This window comes from Dyella kyungheensis, assembly GCF_016905005.1.
In the GTDB taxonomy this organism is placed as follows: domain Bacteria; phylum Pseudomonadota; class Gammaproteobacteria; order Xanthomonadales; family Rhodanobacteraceae; genus Dyella; species Dyella kyungheensis.
Window position 1 is genome coordinate 18,709 of record NZ_JADIKC010000014.1, and the last position, 19,048, is coordinate 37,756.

15 protein-coding genes are annotated in these 19,048 nt (G+C 65.8%); 9 read left to right on the top strand and 6 right to left on the bottom strand.

The window, feature by feature from the left end; translation table 11 throughout:
• Nucleotides 1-316: 316 nt before the first annotated feature.
• From ISP20_RS20815 to ISP20_RS20830, 4 genes are all read left to right on the top strand, one after another.
• On the top strand, nucleotides 317-1,288 hold the full coding sequence (locus ISP20_RS20815) for an AraC family transcriptional regulator (RefSeq protein ID WP_204638141.1): 972 nt from the start codon (nucleotides 317-319) through the stop codon (nucleotides 1,286-1,288).
• 282 nt (nucleotides 1,289-1,570) lie between these two features.
• Nucleotides 1,571-6,334, top strand: coding sequence for a YadA-like family protein (locus tag ISP20_RS20820; RefSeq protein ID WP_204638142.1), 4,764 nt, complete (start codon nucleotides 1,571-1,573; stop codon nucleotides 6,332-6,334).
• Nucleotides 6,335-6,381: 47 nt separating this feature from the next.
• The gene (locus ISP20_RS20825) at nucleotides 6,382-7,194 is read left to right on the top strand and encodes an OmpA family protein (RefSeq protein ID WP_204638143.1); all 813 of its coding nucleotides are present in this window, start codon (nucleotides 6,382-6,384) and stop codon (nucleotides 7,192-7,194) included.
• 185 nt (nucleotides 7,195-7,379) lie between these two features.
• A complete protein-coding gene (locus ISP20_RS20830; RefSeq protein ID WP_204638144.1) occupies nucleotides 7,380-7,595 on the top strand; it encodes a hypothetical protein in 216 nt (71 codons plus the stop codon).
• A 39-nt stretch (nucleotides 7,596-7,634) separates the two neighbouring features.
• Here the strand turns inward: ISP20_RS20830 and ISP20_RS20835 are convergent, their stop codons facing one another.
• Complete coding sequence (locus tag ISP20_RS20835) at nucleotides 7,635-8,930, bottom strand: amidohydrolase (protein WP_204638145.1); 1,296 nt, start codon at nucleotides 8,928-8,930, stop codon at nucleotides 7,635-7,637.
• A 192-nt stretch (nucleotides 8,931-9,122) separates the two neighbouring features.
• Here ISP20_RS20835 and ISP20_RS20840 point away from each other — a divergent pair, with 192 nt between their 5' ends.
• Nucleotides 9,123-10,802 carry an AMP-binding protein gene (locus ISP20_RS20840; protein WP_204638146.1) on the top strand — a complete coding sequence of 560 codons (1,680 nt, stop codon included), beginning with the start codon at nucleotides 9,123-9,125 and terminating at the stop codon, nucleotides 10,800-10,802.
• A 109-nt stretch (nucleotides 10,803-10,911) separates the two neighbouring features.
• Here ISP20_RS20840 and ISP20_RS20845 read toward each other — a convergent pair whose 3' ends face one another.
• From ISP20_RS20845 to ISP20_RS20860, 4 genes are all read right to left on the bottom strand, one after another.
• Entirely contained in the window at nucleotides 10,912-12,753 is a 1,842-nt protein-coding gene (locus tag ISP20_RS20845) for a sensor domain-containing phosphodiesterase (protein ID WP_204638147.1), read from the bottom strand.
• Nucleotides 12,754-12,889: 136 nt separating this feature from the next.
• A complete protein-coding gene (locus ISP20_RS20850; RefSeq protein ID WP_204638148.1) occupies nucleotides 12,890-13,267 on the bottom strand; it encodes a peptidase C13 in 378 nt (125 codons plus the stop codon).
• 128 nt (nucleotides 13,268-13,395) lie between these two features.
• Nucleotides 13,396-14,517 carry a cell division protein ZapE gene (zapE, locus tag ISP20_RS20855; protein WP_204638149.1) on the bottom strand — a complete coding sequence of 374 codons (1,122 nt, stop codon included), beginning with the start codon at nucleotides 14,515-14,517 and terminating at the stop codon, nucleotides 13,396-13,398.
• 69 nt (nucleotides 14,518-14,586) lie between these two features.
• The gene (locus tag ISP20_RS20860; RefSeq protein ID WP_204638150.1) at nucleotides 14,587-15,276 is read right to left on the bottom strand and encodes an alpha/beta hydrolase; all 690 of its coding nucleotides are present in this window, start codon (nucleotides 15,274-15,276) and stop codon (nucleotides 14,587-14,589) included.
• A 48-nt stretch (nucleotides 15,277-15,324) separates the two neighbouring features.
• Here ISP20_RS20860 and ISP20_RS20865 point away from each other — a divergent pair, with 48 nt between their 5' ends.
• Genes ISP20_RS20865 through ISP20_RS20875 form a run of 3 tightly spaced genes read left to right on the top strand, consistent with a single transcriptional unit; the run spans nucleotide 15,325 to nucleotide 16,630 of the window.
• Entirely contained in the window at nucleotides 15,325-15,927 is a 603-nt protein-coding gene (locus ISP20_RS20865; protein ID WP_204638151.1) for an acyl carrier protein phosphodiesterase, read from the top strand.
• A 41-nt stretch (nucleotides 15,928-15,968) separates the two neighbouring features.
• A complete protein-coding gene (locus ISP20_RS20870; RefSeq protein ID WP_204638152.1) occupies nucleotides 15,969-16,223 on the top strand; it encodes a type II toxin-antitoxin system Phd/YefM family antitoxin in 255 nt (84 codons plus the stop codon).
• Nucleotides 16,220-16,630: a type II toxin-antitoxin system VapC family toxin gene (locus tag ISP20_RS20875; protein ID WP_204638153.1), complete on the top strand. Its 411-nt coding sequence runs from the start codon at nucleotides 16,220-16,222 to the stop codon at nucleotides 16,628-16,630. The genes ISP20_RS20870 and ISP20_RS20875 overlap by 4 nt, the downstream gene beginning before the upstream one ends.
• A gap of 235 nt (nucleotides 16,631-16,865) precedes the next feature.
• Here the strand turns inward: ISP20_RS20875 and ISP20_RS20880 are convergent, their stop codons facing one another.
• Nucleotides 16,866-17,387: a c-type cytochrome gene (locus ISP20_RS20880; RefSeq protein WP_204638154.1), complete on the bottom strand. Its 522-nt coding sequence runs from the start codon at nucleotides 17,385-17,387 to the stop codon at nucleotides 16,866-16,868.
• 358 nt (nucleotides 17,388-17,745) lie between these two features.
• Here ISP20_RS20880 and ISP20_RS20885 point away from each other — a divergent pair, with 358 nt between their 5' ends.
• A complete protein-coding gene (locus tag ISP20_RS20885) occupies nucleotides 17,746-19,020 on the top strand; it encodes an efflux RND transporter periplasmic adaptor subunit (RefSeq protein WP_204638155.1) in 1,275 nt (424 codons plus the stop codon).
• Nucleotides 19,021-19,048: the final 28 nt, after the last annotated feature.

Here is a 19,048-nt window from a genome sequence, read left to right on the forward strand (position 1 = left end):
GGACGACCCGCTCCAAACCGTCGTACGATTTATCGGAAGGCCCCTAAAAATGTACGGTCCGACCGTCCTGGGCGGAGTGACGTACGAGCACAGTCTCTTTGGGGCATGCGTGACTGCTTGCACAAAAACGGCAGGCGTGAAGACCGATTATGTGATGTGCATCACAAACCGAAGGGTGGCATTTCAGCCAAAACAGCTATTGCCGAATATGTGCATTGAGGCGATGCATATGGATTCTTTAATGAGCCTTGTCGCCGGTGATAATCAATGGCGACATTAACGGGCGCCTCGAAGTGGATGCCTCAGGGGGCAATCAATGGAAATCGAGAACGACGTCGGACTGCAGTCGCCCGATCTCGTCACGCTGTGCGGCATCCTCAAGGTCTGTGAGCTGGAGCTGGTACTGCTGGGCAAGCAAGGACCGCGTGCGCACGCTGATTCGATCGCGTCGGAGCGGGCGATCTATTTCACCGGCGAGGTGAACTTCGCCTTTCGCGGCCGCTTCGCGCTGCCGCAGGGCTGGTGTCTGTTCGGCTTTCTGCACCACACCTCGGAAGACAGCTGGTGCCATGGCACGTCGCTTGGCTCGGGCATGGCCTTCACGGTGTTCCCCGAGGGCATCAGCGAGTTCGTGCTCGGTTCCGGCAGCCGCATCACCGGCGTGCTGGTGCCGCAGCAGCGCGTGGTGGACAAGTACCTCGAGCTAAGCCCGCATCAGCCGGATGTGCCGGTCAGGGCGATGTCGCTGTTCACGTTGTCCGACGACGAGCGCGCCCGTGCGCTGCGCGCGAAGATCGATGCGGTGCGCGACCGCGTACTGCAGGCGCCAAACGAAGGTGCGCCGCACGATATCGATCTCGATGGCCTGCTCGAATCCCACCTCATCGCAGCGCTGTCGGCCCGCGCCGAGGACCGGCCGGCATGCTCACGCGGCCGGCGCACGCACTACCTCGCCGTGCAGCGCGCCGAAGAGTTCATGCGCCGCAATCTGCGCCGGGACATCTATATAACGGAGCTGTGCAACGCCGCCGGTGTCAGCGAGCGCGCCTTGCGCTACGCCTTTGACGACCTGCTGGGCGTCTCGCCGAACCGCTATCTGTCGATGCTGCGGCTGTGCACGGCCTGCAAGAACCTCACGCTGTCCGATGCCAGCCGACGCTCGGTGAAATCGGTGGCGCTCAGTTGCGGCCTGTGGGACCTCTCGCGGTTTGCCGACCATTATCGCCGGGTGTTCGGCGAACGCCCGCGCGATACCTTGATGCGCGCACCGCCGTTCGAAGCGGCCTGAGTCATCGCGGCCGCGCGTGCTGGCCGTTCGTCGTTTCCGCATCGCCTCTCGTCACGCAACGCACACGTGATGCCGGATTTGTGCAGGCCGCTGCCGTATTTGCCCTAGACCTTGCCGGATCGGCTTATGCCGTTGCCGGATTGGGACATCGGGCAGCCGCTGCGATCGTTGTAATGAACCCCAAGCGTTGCCGGTGGCACATGTCGTGCGCCGGTACAGCTCGCATGGACTGTATGCGCGGACACATGACGTGGGCTGCGCCGGCCAAAAGGGGACACTTCAATGAATCGCATTTACCGTCTCGTGTGGTCCGACTCCCGGCGCGCGTGGGTGCCGGCGTCTGAACTTTCTACGCAGCATCATCGCGCCTCCCGCCAGATCGGCTTTATGCCATCGGCACGCGCGTTCCTGGCGACTGGCCTCGCGCTGTGTGCGCTGGCGTATCACACCGCATCGCACGCGGAAGGCGCCGACGACGCCAAGCTCAACGACCTGATGAGCCTGGCCGCCAAGTATGAGCATCCCGCATCGCAGGCAGCGCCGGTTGCGCTCGGCGTCGATGCGTCGTCGTTGGGCAACCGCGCTGTCGTGAACGTGCCGGCGGCTGGTCATGCCAATGTGACGCCGACGCCGGCTGCTTCCGTGCAGCGCAAGGCCATGCTCGCCGGCGTGCGCGTGAAGACCGCGGTGCCGATCATGCCGACCGCGCAGCAGATCCAATCCGGCGTTGCCGTTCCGGTCGAGCTGGGCTCGCGCGTCGGCGCCGTGTCCGGCGCGGCGAATGTGGCTGCGCTGGGCCAGGGCCTGGTGTCCGCTGTATTGCCTTCGTCGAACGATGTGGCGGATCGCAATCGCTCCGTGACGTTGGCCACGCACGCGAACGTCACCAGCTCGCTGGTGGACGATCGCGCGCCGGCAGTGGTCGGCGCGGATGGTCGTGTGCAGCTGGGTACGCCTGCGATCCCGCTTGGAACATCCGGCGCAGCGATTGCCCCGGTGAATGCCAGCGTCGGCGCTCGCGCCGCCGTGCTGGCCAACAACGGCGATCTGGTCGACGCGCATGCGCATGTCGGCGTTTCCGTGCCGGTGTTGTCGAGCACGCCGCTGGTCAACGCCAACGTCAATCTGCATGTGGGCGGTCAGCTGGTTTCCGCGCTCGATCCCGTACTGCAACCGATCACCGGCGGACTGGGGTCCGGCAGCGTGACGGGCGTGGTGTCGAAACTGCCCGCTACGGTCGATGGCGTGACCGGTGCGGTGAGCGGCATCGTCGGTGGCGTGACCGCGGGCACGCCGCTCGCGGGTGTCGCCAGTGGCATCCTGCCTCCCGTCGATTCGACGCTGCACAACGTCGCCACCACGGTGGCGGGCCTGGGATCCCAGGGCGGTCTCGGCGGTGTGTTGGGTGCGAACGGTCTGGTGTCGACGCTGCCTGCCACGGTCGATGGCGTGAGCCATGCGGTGAATGGTGTCGTCGGCGGCGTCACCGCCGGCACACCGCTCGCGAGCGTGATGAATACGGTATTGCCGCCGGTGGAATCAACGCTGCACAACGTGGCGACGACGCTGGCGGGTGTTGGCGCCGGTTCGGCTGGTGGCCTCGGCAACGTGGGCGGCATGGTGTCGAACCTGCCGGCGACAGTGACGGGTGTGACGAATACGGTGACGGGCCTGGTCGGTGGTGCCACTGCAGGCACGCCTCTCGGAGGCACCGTAACGAGTGTCGTGCAACCGGTAGTGTCGACCGTCAACGGCGTCGTTGGCACCGTGGCAGGCGTGGGATCGGGCAGCGGCCTCGGAGGCGTGCTCGGTGCAGGCAGCGGCGGTCTTGGCAATGTGGGCGGCCTGGTGTCGAACCTGCCGGCGACGGTGACCGGTGTGACGAACACGGTGACGGGCCTGGTCGCTGGCGTCACTGCAGGTACGCCTCTGGGCGGCACCGTAACGAGTGTCGTGCAACCGGTGGTATCGACCGTCAATGGTGTAGTGGGCACCGTGGCGGGCGTGGGCTCGGGCAGCGGCCTCGGAGGCGTGCTCGGTTCGGGCAATGGCTTGGGCGGTGTGGTTGCCGGCGTGACCTCGACGGTCGGCAAAGTCTTGCAGCCGGTGACTGGAGGCAACGGTGGTCTTGGCAACGTGGGCGGCCTGGTGTCGAACCTGCCGGCGACGGTGACGGGTGTGACGAATACGGTGACGGGCGTGGTCGGTGGCGTCACTGCGGGTACGCCTCTGGGTGGCACCGTAACGAGTGTCGTGCAGCCGGTGGTGTCGACCGTCAACGGCGTCGTTGGCACCGTGGCCGGTGTCGGCTCGGGCAGCGGACTCGGTGGCGTGCTCGGTTCGGGCAATGGCTTGGGCGGCGTGGTTTCCGGCGTGACTTCAACCGTGGGTTCGGTGCTGAAGCCAGTGACGGGCGGCAACGGTCTGGGCAATCTCGGCGGTGTGGTGTCGGACGTGACTTCGACGGTCGGCTCCGTACTGCATCCGGTGAGCACGGGCGGTCCGCTCGGTGCCATCTCGAATCTTCCTTCCACCGTCACCGGCGTGACCAACACCGTGACGGGCATCGTGGGCGCGGCGACGGCCGGCACGCCCATCGGCGGCGCTGTCACTGGTGTGCTGCAGCCGGTCACCGGCGTGCTCAATACCGTGGTGGGTACTGTCGCTGGTACGGCCTCGGGTAGCGGGCTCGGCGGCATCCTGGGTTCAAGCGATGCTTCGCTTGGCAAGGTGCTGCCCGATGTGGACAAGACGGCAGGCGATGTCACCTCCACCGTGGGCGCGGTGTTGTCGCAGCCGAACGGTACGGGCCTGGCCAATGTGCTGGGGCAGGGTGGCACGGCATCGTCGCTGTTGGGCAACCTCACCAACACCGTGGCCGACACGGTGAACAGCGTGCCGGGCGCGCAACTGGGCGCCACCGGCAATGGTCAGACGTCCGGTCAGAATCTGCTTGGCGTGATTCCCGGCGCATCGAATCTTGTCGACAAGGCCTTGCCGGGCGTTGCGTCGTTGCTGGGCGTCACGCCCGCAGCTTCCGGCGTCGGTGGGCCGGGCGGGGGCAGCGGCGCCGCTGGCGTGCCGGTGGTGCCGCCGCCGTCGGCCACGCCGACGGGACTCATCGTGGGCAACGGCGGCGTGGTGGGTACGGCCGGCCAGTTGCTCGGCTCTTCCACCAATGCGCTGTTCAACAACAGCAACGGTTACGTCACCAATGGCGGCCTGCAGGTGAATTCGGCGAACTTCACCCAGGGCTATTCGGTGGTGAGCGTGGCCGGCATTCCGCTGGTGAATGCCACGCCGGTCGGTACGGTGCTCACCACGGTCGGTGGCACCACGCTTGGCGGCACCGGCAGCAATTCCCATCTCACGCTGATCGGCTCGGTGAGTTCGGACAGCTACATCACCAACATCAACAACGGCGCACCGGGCGGTGTGCTCGGACTGGCACTGCCGAACAGTGCGCCAGCCTGGGCATCCACCTGCGCCAATGTGCTGGGCGTGGTACAGGCATCGTGCTGGGCGGTGAATGCCGCGCAGGATTACCAGGTGCTGATGGGCGACGGCGCCACGGCCAATGGTTCGAAGGAAGTGGTGATCGGCACCAATGCCAGCCACACCTTGCCGGCGGTGACGGCGGCCACGGCCTTCCCGGGCAACGGCGCCAACGATCCCACCGACCCGTCGGGCGTTCCCACCGATGACTACAACGCGCGACTGGGTCACTCCGTGGTGATCGGCGACAGCGCGGCAGGTACGGCGAACGCGCAGACCATCATCGGCGCCAATGCCACCGCCAGCGTCGCCAACAGCGTGGCGCTCGGTTACGCCTCGGCCGCCACGCGCGGTGGGCAGAACAGCTACGCCGCCTACGGCATGAGCACGTTGCAGCACTCAGCCGGCGAAGTGTCGATCGGTGCGCCGGGACAGGAGCGCCAGATCACCAACGTCGCGGCCGGCAGCGCGCTGACCGATGCGGTGAACCTCGCGCAGCTCGAAGCGGTGTCCTTCGCCACCGGCAACGCCGTGCAGTACGACGACAGCACGCACAACACCGTGACGATGGACAGCACCAGCAGCACCGACGGCGGCGTCACCGGCGGAAGCATCCTGCAGAACCTCCACCAGGGCAGCATCAGCGCCACCAGCACGCAGGCCATCAACGGCTCGCAGATGTGGCACTGGACGCAGGACACCACCAACGTCTACAGCAACTACAGCCTGTACAACGCGATCCAGAACATCAAGCCGGGTGGCAGCACCACCATCAACAACAACGTCAAGTACTACACCGTCAACTCGGCACTGGCCGATGCCAGTGCGACGGGCGCCAACAGCGTCGCTGCCGGTCCCACGGCTACAGCCAGCGGCAGCAACGCAGTGGCGGTGGGCAATGGTGCGAACGCCTCGGCCGACAACTCCGTTGCGCTGGGCTCCGGCTCGGTGGCCGATCGCGCGAACACGGTCTCGGTGGGCAGTGCCGGCAGCGAGCGGCAGATCACCAACGTGGCGGCGGGTTCCGCGTCCACCGATGCGGTGAACCTGGGCCAGATGCAGGCAAGCATCAACAACTCGACGCAGGGAACGGTCCGCTACGACACCAACACCGACGGCAGCACCAACTACAGCAGCGTCACGCTGGGCAACGGCAACGCGGGCACGACCATCCACAACGTCGCCAACGGCGTGGCCACCAGCGATGCGGCCAACGTGGGCCAGTTGAACGCCGGCATCCAGCAGGCGCAGAACTGGGCGCAGAACTACACCGACCAGCGCTACAACCAGTTGAACGGGCAGATCCAGAGCGCCAGCAATCGCGCCAACGCCGGCATCGCCGCCGGCATGGCGATGGCCGGACTGCCGCAGTCCTACGAGCCGGGCCGGAGCATGGCAGCCGTGGCGGCGGGCACCTTCCGCGGCGAATCGAGCATTGCGGTCGGCGTGTCGACCATCTCGCAGGGCGGACGCTGGGTCTACAAGCTCACCGGCAGTGCCGACACGCGCGGCGATGCGGGCTTCTCCATCGGTGCGGGCATGCAGTGGTAAGGCGGCGCTCGCCAACGAACTTCGGATAGCGATCAAGGGGAATCGTCATGCGAAAGACCATCTACAGATCGCGACTGCTGCAGGCCCTGTTGGCCGCAGCCGTGGCGATGGCCATCAGCGGAACCATACCGAGCCATGCGCAGACGGCGGAGGCGGGAGTGGACTTTCCCGATCCCGCGCGCGCCACCATGCCCGAAGGCGTGTTCGTCAACGTGGAGAACCTGCGCAAGCTCGCGCCGGGCATGACCAAGCATCAACTCTACGATCTGCTGGGCGCTCCGCATTTCAGCGAAGGCGTGTTCGGCGTGCGCCGCTGGAACTACATCTTCGCGTTCCGCGAAACCGATGGCGGCACGATCAAGTGCCAGTTCCAGGTGCAGTTCGACAAGAACCATCTCGCCCGGGCGTTCTATTGGAAGCCGGACTCGTGCAAGAACCTGCTTGCGCCGCCGCCTCCGCCACCGTCCCCCGCGCCCGCGGCGGCACCAATGATGGCGCTCACGCTGTCGTCCGACGCCATGTTCGGTTTCGACAGCGCCACGCTCACCGCCGAAGGCAGCGCCAACCTCGACCAGCTGTTGTCGCGCGTGCAGGAAGCCAGCCACATCCAGGACATCATGATCACCGGCTACACCGACCGCATCGGCAGCGAGCGCTACAACCTCGCGTTGTCGCAACGGCGCGCGGAAGTGGTGCGCGACTACCTGGTGGCACACGGTGTATCGCCTGCCGCGATGCAGGTGAGCGGACGCGGCCCCGCCGATCCGGTCGTCCAGTGCAACGACAAGCAGCGCGCGCGGCTGATCGAATGCCTGGCGCCCAATCGCCGCGTGGAATTGAAGGGGACGGCAAGAACGTAGATGTGCGCCGACGAGCCTGTCGCAGTCGGCATCGTGGCGGATACATGGACCGGTGACCCTCTACGGCGCGCCCCCCTAGCGCCGACCGCCGCCACGGTGCCGACTACGACAGGTTCGCTTCCGGCGCACGCATCGAGGGAAGCGGCACGCCAGGCGTGCCACCACAGGAGCAGGAGGATCGTGTGATGAAATCCGTTTATTCGATCTGTCAGCGCGAAGGCCGGCAGTGGTGCATCACCATGGGCCAGCAGCTGGTGCGCAGCCAATTGTGTCCCGCGATGGCGATCCAGCTCGCACGCCGGCTGGCGCGCGAACACCATCATGTGACAGGGGTTCCGGCCCGGGTGGAATTTCTCGGCGGCAAGATGCCCATCGTGCTGGGCAGTTACGGCGTGCAGTGAGCTACGCCGTAACGTGCATCGGGGGACGCCCCGATCCGGTCAGGAGCGTGGCGCGTTGAGGTAATCGAGCGTGGCCTGCAGCATCGACTCCATGCCGATCTTCAACGCGCCCTCGTCCATGAAGAACTTCGGCGAGTGGTTGGCGGGCGCCTTGAGCGCGTCCTGTCCGGCCGGCGTGGAGCCGACCCAGAAATACACGCTGGGTACCTCGTTGGCGAAATAGGCGAAGTCCTCCGAGGCCATCCACGGCTTCGCCTCGATCACGTGCTCGCTGCCGATGGCCTTGCCGATGCTGTCGCGCACCCGTGCGGTGAGCGCCGGGTTGTTGATCAGCACCGGGTTGCTGTCGCCCACGGGAATCTGCGTTTCCACCGTCGCGCCGTTGGCCGCCGCGACGTGTTCGGCGATGCCCTTGAGGTTGTCGATGGCCTGCTGGCGCATGCCGGCATCGAAGGTGCGCAGCGTGCCTTGCATCTCCACCTGGTCCGGCACGATGTTGTAGCGCGCGCCGCCTTCCACGATGCCGAAGCTGAGCACGGCGGGATAGTCGCCGATATTGAGCTTGCGGCTGACGATGGTCTGCGCCGTGCTGATGATTTCCGCCGAGGTGACCACGGGATCGACGCCGTTCCACGGCATCGCGCCATGCGTCTGCTTGCCATGCACCACCATCTTGAACCAGTCCGAGCCCGCCATGGCCGGGCCGGAGCGCACGCCGACGGTGCCGACGTTGAGCGAGCTGACCACGTGCATGCCGAACATCGCATCGGGCTTGAAGTCGCGGAACACGCCTTCCTTGAGCATCAACGAGGCGCCGCCTTGCTCGCCCGGAGGCGCGCCTTCTTCGGCCGGCTGGAACACGAACATCACTTCGCCCGGCAGGTCCTTCTTCATGCCGGCGAGCACCGTGGCCAGTCCAAGCAACATCGAGGTGTGGGCGTCGTGGCCGCAGGCATGCATCACGCCGACCTGCTTGCCGCGGTATTCGCCCTTGGCCTTCGATGCGAACGGCACGTCCACGTCCTCCGTCACCGGCAGCGCATCCATGTCGGCGCGAATGGCGAGTTTGGGACCCGGCTTGCCGCCCTTGAGGATGGCGATCACGCCGGTATGCGCGATGCCCGTGTGCACTTCCAATCCCAGCTTCTTCAGTTGTGCCGCGACCAGCGCGGACGTGCGCGTTTCGCGATTGCTCAATTCCGGATGCTGGTGAATGTCGCGACGCCACGCGGTGACCTGCGGCAGTTCGCCTTGCACGAGTTGGGCGGTATCGGTGGCGTGGGCGGTGCCAGCAACGACGGTGGCGACGGCCAGGGCGAGCAAGGTCAGGCGCATGGGGTGTCTCCGCGAAAGGAGACCCGATCCTAGCGCGATGCTTCGCCGGTTTCCTGTGGGGGCGCCTCTTGTGCGCGATGTTTTTCCACCTAACCGAGGAGCACCGGAACTCCGCGGTCGCGCACAAGTGCGCTCCCATAAAAGACCGCGAAGCGCGGTGCTATGCTCGTTTCCCGACCACGGAGCGCCTTCATGCCCGCTGCCAGCTACGTCCATGGTGTCAGTGCGCAACCGCTGCTCGGCGATACCGTGGGCACCTTGCTGGACCGCATCGCGGCAACGCATCCGGATCGGCCCGCGCTGGTGGTGCGTTCCCAGGGCATCCGGCTCGACTACCGGCAGTTCCATGCAGAAGTCGAACGCGTCGCCGCCGGACTGCTCTCGCTGGGATTGCAGCGGGGCGACCGCATCGGCATCTGGGCGCCGAACCGCTACGAGTGGGTGGTACTGCAGTTCGCGGCGCCGAAGCTCGGCGTGATCCTGGTCAACATCAATCCCGCCTACCGCGTGCACGAACTGGAGTACGCACTGAACAAGGTGCGCTGCCGCGCCCTGGTGCTGCCTCGCCGCTTCAAGGCCTCGCATTACTTGAACATGCTGATGGAGCTGGCGCCGGAGCTGGCCGTGGCCGAGGTGGGTGCGTTGCAGGCGGAACGCCTGCCGTCGCTGCGCGAGGTGATCCTGCTGGATACCGAAGCGGCGCCCGGCACGCGAAGCTGGCGCGAGCTGGCGACGCGTGCCGATGAACACGCCATGGCCCAGATGCGTGCCGTGGAAAGCGAGCTCGGTTTCGACGATCCGGTGAATATCCAGTTCACTTCGGGCACGACCGGGGCACCGAAGGGTGCCACGCTCACGCATCACAACATCGTCAACAACGGTTTCTTCATCGGCGAAGCGATGCGCCTTACCGAGCACGATCGCCTGTGCATTCCGGTGCCGTTCTATCACTGCTTCGGCATGGTGCTGGGCAATCTCGCCTGCGTCACGCACGGCGCGTGCATGGTGATCCCGGGCGAAGGCTTCGACGTGCTCGCCACGCTGGAAACCGTGCAGGAGGAACGTTGCACCGGACTGCACGGCGTGCCGACGATGTTCATCGCGGAACTGGAACATCCCGAATTTTCCCGTTTCGATCTCAGCTCGCTGCGCACCGGCATCATGGCCGGCTCACCCTGTCCGATCGAGGTGATGCGCCGTGTGGTCGATGAGATGCACATGCGCGAAGTCACCATCGCCTACGGCATGACGGAAACCAGCCCGGTGAGTTTCCAGTCGACCACGCACGATCCGCTGGCGCGCCGGGTGGACAGCGTGGGCCGCATCCATCCGCATGTGGAAGTGAAACTGGTGGACGAACGCGGCTGCATCGTGCCGCGCGGCACGCCCGGCGAGCTATGCACGCGCGGCTATTCGGTGATGCTCGGCTACTGGGAAGACGAGGAACGCACGCGCGAAGCCATCGACGAGGCCCGCTGGATGCATACCGGCGATCTGGCGGTGATCGACGACGACGGCTACTGCACCATCGTCGGGCGCCTGAAGGACATGATCATCCGCGGCGGCGAGAACGTGTATCCGCGCGAGATCGAGGAATTCCTCTACACCCATCCCAAGGTGCTCGACGTGCAGGTATTCGGCGTGCCGGACGAGAAGTTCGGCGAGCAGGTGTGCGCGTGGGTGCGCCTGCGCGAAGGTTGCGAATCCAGCGAGGGGGAGATCCAGAGCTACTGCCGCCATCACCTGGCGTACTTCAAGGTGCCGCACTATGTGCGTTTCGTCGATGCCTTCCCGATGACGGTGACGGGCAAGGTGCAGAAGTACCTGATGCGCGAGGCGATGGCCGAGGAACTTGGGTTGGCAGCAAGCTGACGCTCAGCGAACTCCTGTGGGAGCGCACTTGTGTGCGACGCTCTTCGACAGGACCGAGAAACGCCGTTGCTCCGCGGTCGCGCACAAGTGCGCTCCCACAGGTGGGGCGTCATTCGCTCCAGCGCACCGCGCGGCGCGAGGGCATGCCCTGGTGCGCGGCGAGCCATGCGGGGACGTCGCGGGCGTGCATCGGATGGGCGATGTGGAAGCCCTGGGCCTCGTCGCAGGCCATGCCGAGCACGCTCTCGTAGATGCTCGACGTCTCCACGCCCTCCACCACCACCCGGAAACCCATGTTGCGGGCGAGCTGGGCCACCGAGCGTACGATGGCCTCGTCGTGCGGGCTGGTGCCCATGCCGCGTACGAAGGATTGGTCGATCTTCAGACTGGTGGCGGGCATCTGCCGCAACGCAGCCAGGTTGCTGTAGCCGGTGCCGAAGTCGTCGATGGCGATGCCGGCGCCGAGCTGGCGGATGGCAGTGAGGTGCCGCCGTGTCACCGCGCTGTGTTCCATCAGCGTGCTTTCGGTGAACTCCAGCTCCAGCGAATCGAGTCCGATCTTGTGGCGTTCGGCGACGTCGCGCAGACGGCCGACCAGATCGGCATCCAGGTCGCTGCTGGAAACATTCAGCGACAACTTGATGTCGTGACCGTCGCGGTGCCATGTCGCGAGCTGCGCGATGCTGTGCTCCATCACCCATTGCGTAAGCGAGTGCATCAGGCCGGCACGTTCGGCCAACGCCACGAAATGTGCCGGCGGAATATTGCCCAGGGTCGGGTGATGCCAGCGCGCCAATGCTTCGAGCGCCACGCAGCGGCCGGTGTCCAGGTCGACGCGCGGCTGGTAGTGCAGGTCGAGTTCGGTGCGATCGTTGAGCGCGGCGGCCAGTTCGGTTACCAGTAGGAATTCCTGCCGCTGCTGTTCGTCCTGCATGCGGTTGTACACCGCCCAGCCGCGCGGACTCTGTTGCGCGGCGAATGAGGCGTTCATCACCAGCCGCAAGGGATCGCCGCCGCGCAACTCGCTGGCGTTGATCTTCAACAAGCCGACGCCCGGCTGGATGGTCAATGGAATGCCGAGGCAATCGAACGGCCGGCGCAGCCGGGCCACCAGGTCGTCCAGCCGCGTGGTGTCGTCGAGCAGGTGGTGATCGGGCAGTACGGCGGCAAAGCGCGTTGCACCGACCTGATACAAGCGTGTCTCCGGCGGCACCCATTCAAGTGTGCGTGCGGCGACGGCGCGCATCAGTTCGTCCGCATAGGCGTGGCCCATGGCGCGGATGAATGCGTTGAAGCGCTGCACCGGCGCCACGTCGACGGCGATCACCCAGGCGTGCGGCACGCCTTCCTGCAGGTGTTTGCGCAAGTCGTCGAAGAAGGCGTAGCGGTGGGGCAGCTGGGTGATCGGATCGGTGCGCCCGAGGTAGCTGCGCAGGACCACGCCGGTGCCGATCAGCGAGGCGGCATCGCGCAACGCCGACTGTTCGCTCTCGCTCAATTCGGCGCGCGGTTGCGGATCCATCACGCACAGCGCACCGATGTGCTGGCCGGTGAGCGTGCACACCGGTTCGCTGGCGAAGAAACGGATCGGACCGGGCCCAGCCGTCAACGGCAACGCCGCGTCGCGCAGGCGATCGTCGATCAGCGCATCGAGCACGACGTGCGAGGCGAGGCTGCGAGCGGCCTGCAGGAACAATGGATGCAACGAGCGCGGGCCATCGGCCGGCAGTTCGTTGCCGTCGGCGAACCAATAGGCCGCGCCGCTGTTGAGCACCAGCGCCACCAGCGGCACGCCCAGCGAACGCGTGAGCAGGCGCACCACGGCGTCGAAGCCGGGCACCGCAAAATTTTCCGCCGTGGCGACATGCTCCGGGGACGGGCCAACGGCAGGCGGTGTTTCCCGATGCCCGGCCGCGAGCTGCCCCGGACCCAATTCCGTGGTCGTGCGCATCGCGTAATGCCCCCTCAGGACCGGCGTCCCGATACCTGGGCGAGGCTACTCCAGCCTCTCCGCGAATCGCAATCTGTCATTGAGCTGTAGAGCGGTGTGACGTAATTTTCTGCGCCGTGACGGCGTCACACCGCACTCACTGCTTGATGCTGAAGTCCACTTCGATCGGATAAGGCGCGGGCTTGGCCGGTGGCGCGGGCAGCATCCAGCTGGTGAAATGGCTGGCCATGCATTGCGCCACCGCCGTCTGCGGCTGCACGGCGATGCGGCTGAGACGACCATCGGCGGCCACCTCCGCCACCAGCGTGAAGGGCGATTTGTCCGCCGGCTGGGTGCTTGCCAGGCAGGCCTTGTACGCGTCGGTGGTGGCGTTGCCGATGCGTTCCCACATCTGCTTCTGGTAGGCCGGCCCGGTGGCCGCGCCTTCGGCCAGCTTGGCCTGGGTGACGCGCACGTGGAAATCCGCGCCGGCGTCGGGGCTCAGTTGCAGGGCGATGGCGAGCAGGAAGGACATGGCAGTTCCAGTCGGTGGACTGAAGGCACGTTAACAGTGTCTCCTGTGGGAGCGCACCCTGTGCGCGACCGGCGTCTCGTCGTTGCAGTCGCGCACCGGGTGCGCTCCCACAGGGTCATTCGCAGCCTTCAGGGCAGATGCTCGCTGGCGAGGTATTCCTCGCTCTGCATCTCGATCAGGCGCGATTCGGTGCGGCCGAATTCCGCGCGCAACCGCTCGCCGTCGTACAGCTCGGTGATCGGCGCGGCGGCGGAAAGGATCAGCTTCACGCGGCGGTCGTAGAACTCGTCGACCAACTGCACGAAGCGGCGTGCGGCATCGTCGGTGTAGATGGTGAACTGCGGCACGTTGGAGACGATCACCGCCGGTCCCGCCTTGGCCAGCGCGATGTAGTCGGCCACCGCGCGCGGGCCCTCGCACAACGCGGCGAAGTCGAACCAGAAGATGTTGCGGGCGCGCTTGCGCACCGGAATGGCGCGCTCGTTGATGATCATCTCGCCGCCATCCTGCACCGCGCCTTCGGCTTGCGTGGTGAAGATGCGGGACAGCGCACGTTCCGCCTCCGGCCCGGGTGGCGTCTGGTAGACCGCCGCCTGGGTGAGTGCGCGCAGGCGCCAGTCGTGCGAGGAGATCATCTGCACCACGCGGCAGTGCTTCTCGATCAGCGCGATGGCCGGCAGGAAGCGCGCGCGCTGCAGGCCGTCCTTGTAGAGATTCTCCGGCGCCGTGTTGGAGGTGGTTACCAGCGTCACGCCGCGTTCGAACAGCGACTGCAGCAGCGTGCCCAGGATCATCGCATCGCCGATGTCGTTGACCAGGAATTCGTCCAGGCAAACCACGCGGCAGCGCGAGGCGATGTTGGCCGCCACTTCGATCAGCGGATCCTGGCGCTCGCCCAGTTCGCGCAACTGCTCGTGCACTTCGCCCATGAAGCGGTGGTAGTGGCGGCGCAAGGCCATGCCCTGCGGCAGGCTGGCTACGAACATGTCCATCAGGAAGGTCTTGCCGCGGCCCACGCTGCCCCACAGGTACAGGCCCTGCACGCCTTCGCGCAGGTCGTTGCCGAGCAGGGATTTCAGACGTCCAAACAAGCCGTTGCCATTGCCGTTGGCCGCGGCCTCGATCAGGGCCGCATGCATGCGGTCGAATTCCGGCAACAGCGCCTGCTGGGCCGGGTCGGCTTCCCAGCGGTGCGCGCTGACGCCTTCGTGATAACGCGCACTGGGCGCGAGAGGAGCGGGGTTACTCATGGGTACGGCGGACTCTGCAGATGCCCCGTGGGGAAGCGGGACATCGGATCGGGGGGAGGTCGAGCGGCATCAATCCTGACGCAGCGGTGGCAGCCAGGGCTGCACGGCGTGCTTGATGGCGCCGCGCAGGTCCATCAGGCGGCGATGAAAGAAATGACTGGTCTCGGGCATGCGTACCAGTTCGGGCTTGTGCTCCATGCCGTCGATCCAGTCGAACACGGCCTGCGGCTCGACCACTTCGTCCTCCTCGCCCTGCACGATCAGCCAGGGACAGGTGGGCAGTTCGATCTCCTCGAACGGCCAGCGGCCGGCCGGCGGCGCGATGCTGACCAGCGCATCGGCGCGCAGGCGCACCGCATTGCGGATCGAGACGTAGCTGCCAAAGGAGAAACCGGCCAGCCATAGCGCATCGTGCGGACGAACCCGGCGCACCCAGGCGGCCACAGCCGCCAGGTCGTCGCCTTCGCCGTTGCCATGGTCGTAGGTCCCTTCCGATTCGCCGGTGCCGCGGAAGTTGAAGCGCAGCGTATCCAGCCCCGACTCGCGCAGCGAGCGCTCGACCATCGTCACCACCTTGTTGTGCATGGTGCCGCCCTGCAGCGGGTGCGGATGGCAGATGATGGCGGTGCCGCGGCGGGCCTCTTCGGGCACGGCCACGTCGCTCACGGATTCGAGCTTGCCGGCGGGCCCTTCCAGCGCGAAGCTGGAGGCCTGCTCCGGAAAACGGTCGGGTGGGGTAGGGATGATCACGGGGTTCATAAGCAAGATGATAACCGCCGCGTGCCCCCGGCGTTCGGGCAGAACGGCATGAATCATCTTGCGCACACGTTGCTGGCCGGTGACGACGACTTCTTGCGGCTAGGCGGCTTCATGGGCGATTTCGTCCATGGCCAGCCCGATCCGGCCTTGCCTGCGGGCGTCATCACGGGCATCCGCCTGCATCGCGCCATCGACGTCTATACCGACAGCCATCCGGTGGTGGCCGACGCGCGTGCGCTGTTGCCGCCGCCGTTCCGCCGTTACGGCGGCATCCTGCTGGACATGTGGTTCGACCACCTGCTGGCCCGCGATTTCCCGCGCTGGAGCGACCAGCCGCTGGAAGCCTATTCGCTGGACGTGCGCCATCTGCTGCATCGCTACGAGTCGCTGCTGCCGCCTGGGCTGCTGCGTTTTCGCCATTACATGGAAGCGCATGCGTTGCCGGCGGGTTATGCGCGTCCCGAGGAAATGTCCGCCGCCTTCGACGGCATTTCGCATCGCCTCAGCCGCGCCAATCCGGTGGGCGAGGCGATGCCCGTGCTCGCTTCGCTCGAGCGTCCGCTGCAGGCGCATTTCGAGGTGTTTTTCCCGCAGTTGCAAGGGTTTGCGAAGGAGTGGGTTGACGCGAACGTGAGCAAAGGGACTACGTGATAAGCTAAGCCCGTCTAGCTAAGCTAAATGCGAGTCCCTCCATGGCCACGACCGTGAACATGCACGAAGCCAAGACCAACTTATCCCGGCTGGTGGAGAAAGCCACCCGGGGCGAATCGGTGGTGATTGCCAAAGCCGGCAAGCCGGTAGCCCGGATCGTTCCCATAGACACCATCGCACCGGCCAAGCAAAAGCGCATCGGCTTCCTGGCCGGCCAGGTGACCGTGCCCGATGCCAAGGCGTTCAACGAACTGGGCAACGACGAGATCGCCGCCATGTTCGGCGGCGACGAATGAAGCTCCTGCTCGATACGCACTTGCTGCTGTGGGCGTCAATTGCCGGCGAGGACAGGAAGTCCAGGGCGTCGCTCTCGCACAAGGCGCGCGTCCTGCTCGAGGACGAGGACAACCAGCTGCTGTTCAGTGCGGCCAGCGTGTGGGAAGTGGCCATCAAGAACGCGCTCGGGCGGCCGAACTTCCGGGTGGACCCTCATCTGTTTCGACGGGGATTGCTGGACAACGGCTATAGCGAGCTGGCCATCAGCAGCGCGCATTCGGCGGCGGTAGCCACCCTGCCGGACCACCACAAGGACCCGTTCGACCGGCTGCTGATCGCGCAAGCGACCGTCGAAGGCATCACCTTGCTGACCAACGACGAAGCGGTCGCGGCATACAAGACGGGCCCGATTCGGCTGCTGAAGTAGCGTCAAAGCCGCAACAGTCCTCGTGCTGAGGCCTGCGCTTCTAGCTCGTCATTCCGGCGCAGGCCGGAATCCAGAGACGCTGTGCTCGGTTGTTGCGGCACGCTACATCTCGTCAACGATGTCCCGACGATCGGAACCTGAGGCGCTGGATTCCGGCCTGCGCCGGAATGACGGGCAAAAAAAGCGCCGCCCGCAGGCGACGCTTCTGTATCGAACAAGCCTGGCCGAGCGCTTTTTACTTCGCCTGATCCACAATCCAGTGCACCGCGGCCTTCACCTGCTCATCGGTGAGCGCCGGGTTGCCGCCCTTGGCCGGCATCATGTTGCCATCCGGGCCCTTGTAGCCCTCGATCGCATGCTTGACCAGGGTGTCGATGCCTTCGGCCACGCGCGGACCCCAGTTGGCCTTGTCGCCCAGCTTCGGCGCACCGGCGACGCCGGCGGTGTGGCAGGCGTGGCAGAGGTTGTCGTAGATCGTCTTGCCGTCGGTGCTGCCACCGTAGGCGACCTGCGAGGCGGCGGCCTTGGCGGCGGCTTCCTGCGCGGCCTGCATGGCGGCGCGGCCGGTGTCGCCGGCATACACCGCGCCGGCCGGCGCGATGCGGGCCTGCGTCTGTGCGGTGGTCTGGGGATTTATTTCCTTCGGCTCGTGGTCGTAGATCCACCAGGCGCCGCCGATCAGCAACAGGGTCAGAACACTCAGGCCCGCGATCAGCATCGAAAAGCTGCGCATAAAGCTCTGGTCGGATTTCGTCATGGAACCGCTCACGCAATGACTCCAATTCAATGGACAGATCAAAGGACAGCCACAAAGGGCCAAATTAGCTTTGGTTCAGGCAACAATTAGCCGAGTATAGACGAAGGCCGCGGCAAGTTTTAGTCGGAACGGGCGGACAGCGTGTCGCGCCCGAAAACCGCCTGATTTCATGCAACTTTCGTCATCTGGACGCGATACGCTTCAAAACCCTGCCATCGGTCATGGGCCACCCCTGTCAACTGGCATTGTCTATTTTCGTTGATCTGACCCTATCCTTTCACTCGACAACATAGGGCAGGCGCGCTTGCGAGCGCACCGGTGGGGTCGGGTGACCTGTCTTTCATTCTGGGAGTTTTTCATGTCGCGTTTTTGGAAGATCGCGCTGATCGTTGTGGTCGTGATCGTGGTGGGAGCCGTCGGCTTCCGTCTGCTGCACAAGCCCGCCGCCGAGCAAGGCGCACAGGGCCAGCACCGCGGCCAGCACAAGAGTGAGGGCCAGGGCGACGCGTCGGACAAGGATAAGGACAAGGACACGCCGCCGGTGCCGGTCACGGTCGAGCCGGTGGTGAAGCAGGACGTGCCGGTCTACCTCACCGCGCTGGGCACCGTGCAGGCGCTCAACACCGTCACCATCAACCCGCAGATCAGCGGGCAGATGCTGAGCATCAATTTCAAGGAAGGCCAGGAAGTGAAGAAGGGCGACCTGCTGGCGCAGATCGACCCGCGTCCGTTCCAGGCCGCCTATGACCAGGCCACGGCCAAGCAGCAGCAGGACGAGGCCCAGCTCAACACCGCGCAGAGCACGCTCAAGCGCAACGACGCGCTGGTGGCCAAGGGCTATGTGGCCCAGCTGGACATGGACACCTTCCGCAACAACGTGGCCAACCTGGTCGGGCTGGTGGCGGCCGACAAGGCGGCCGTGCGCGCGGCCAAGGTCAACCTCGACTACACCCGTATCGTCTCGCCGATCGATGGCGTGGCCGGCATCCGCAACGTCGACCCGGGCAACGTGGTGACCACCACCACCGCCGTGGTCACGCTCACCCAGATCCATCCGATCTACGTGATGTTCACCCTGCCGGAGCAGAACCTGGAGATGGTGCGCAATGCGGCCGCTTCGGGCGATCCGCTGGAAGTGCTGGCGCTGGATCGCGCCGATGCGCACACCATTGCCGACGACGGCACGCTCAATGTGGTCGACAACCAGATCGACACCACCACTGGCACCTTCAGGCTGCGCTCGGTGTTCAACAACGCCAAGAGCGAGCTGTGGCCGGGCCAGTTCGTCAACACGCGCCTGAAGGTCCGCACGGTGAAGGGCGGCCTGGTGATCCCGGCGCAGGCGGTGCAGCGTGGTCCGGATGGCGACTACGTGTACCTGGTGCAGCAGGACCAGACGGTCAAGATGAATCCGGTCGTGGTGGCCGGCGAAGTGGGCGACAGTCACGTGATGATCGGTTCGGGCTTGGCGCTCAACGATCTGGTGGTGACCGAAGGCCAGTTCCGCCTCAAGCCGGGCAGCAAGGTCAAGGCGCTCAAGCCCGGCGAAGTGCCGGCAGCGCCGACCGCGGCCGACGTGGACAAGGCCAAGAAGAACGGTCAGGGACGCCAGGGCGGTCGCCGCGGCGGCTGATGATGGTTGGAGCAGGGCGAGGGACGAG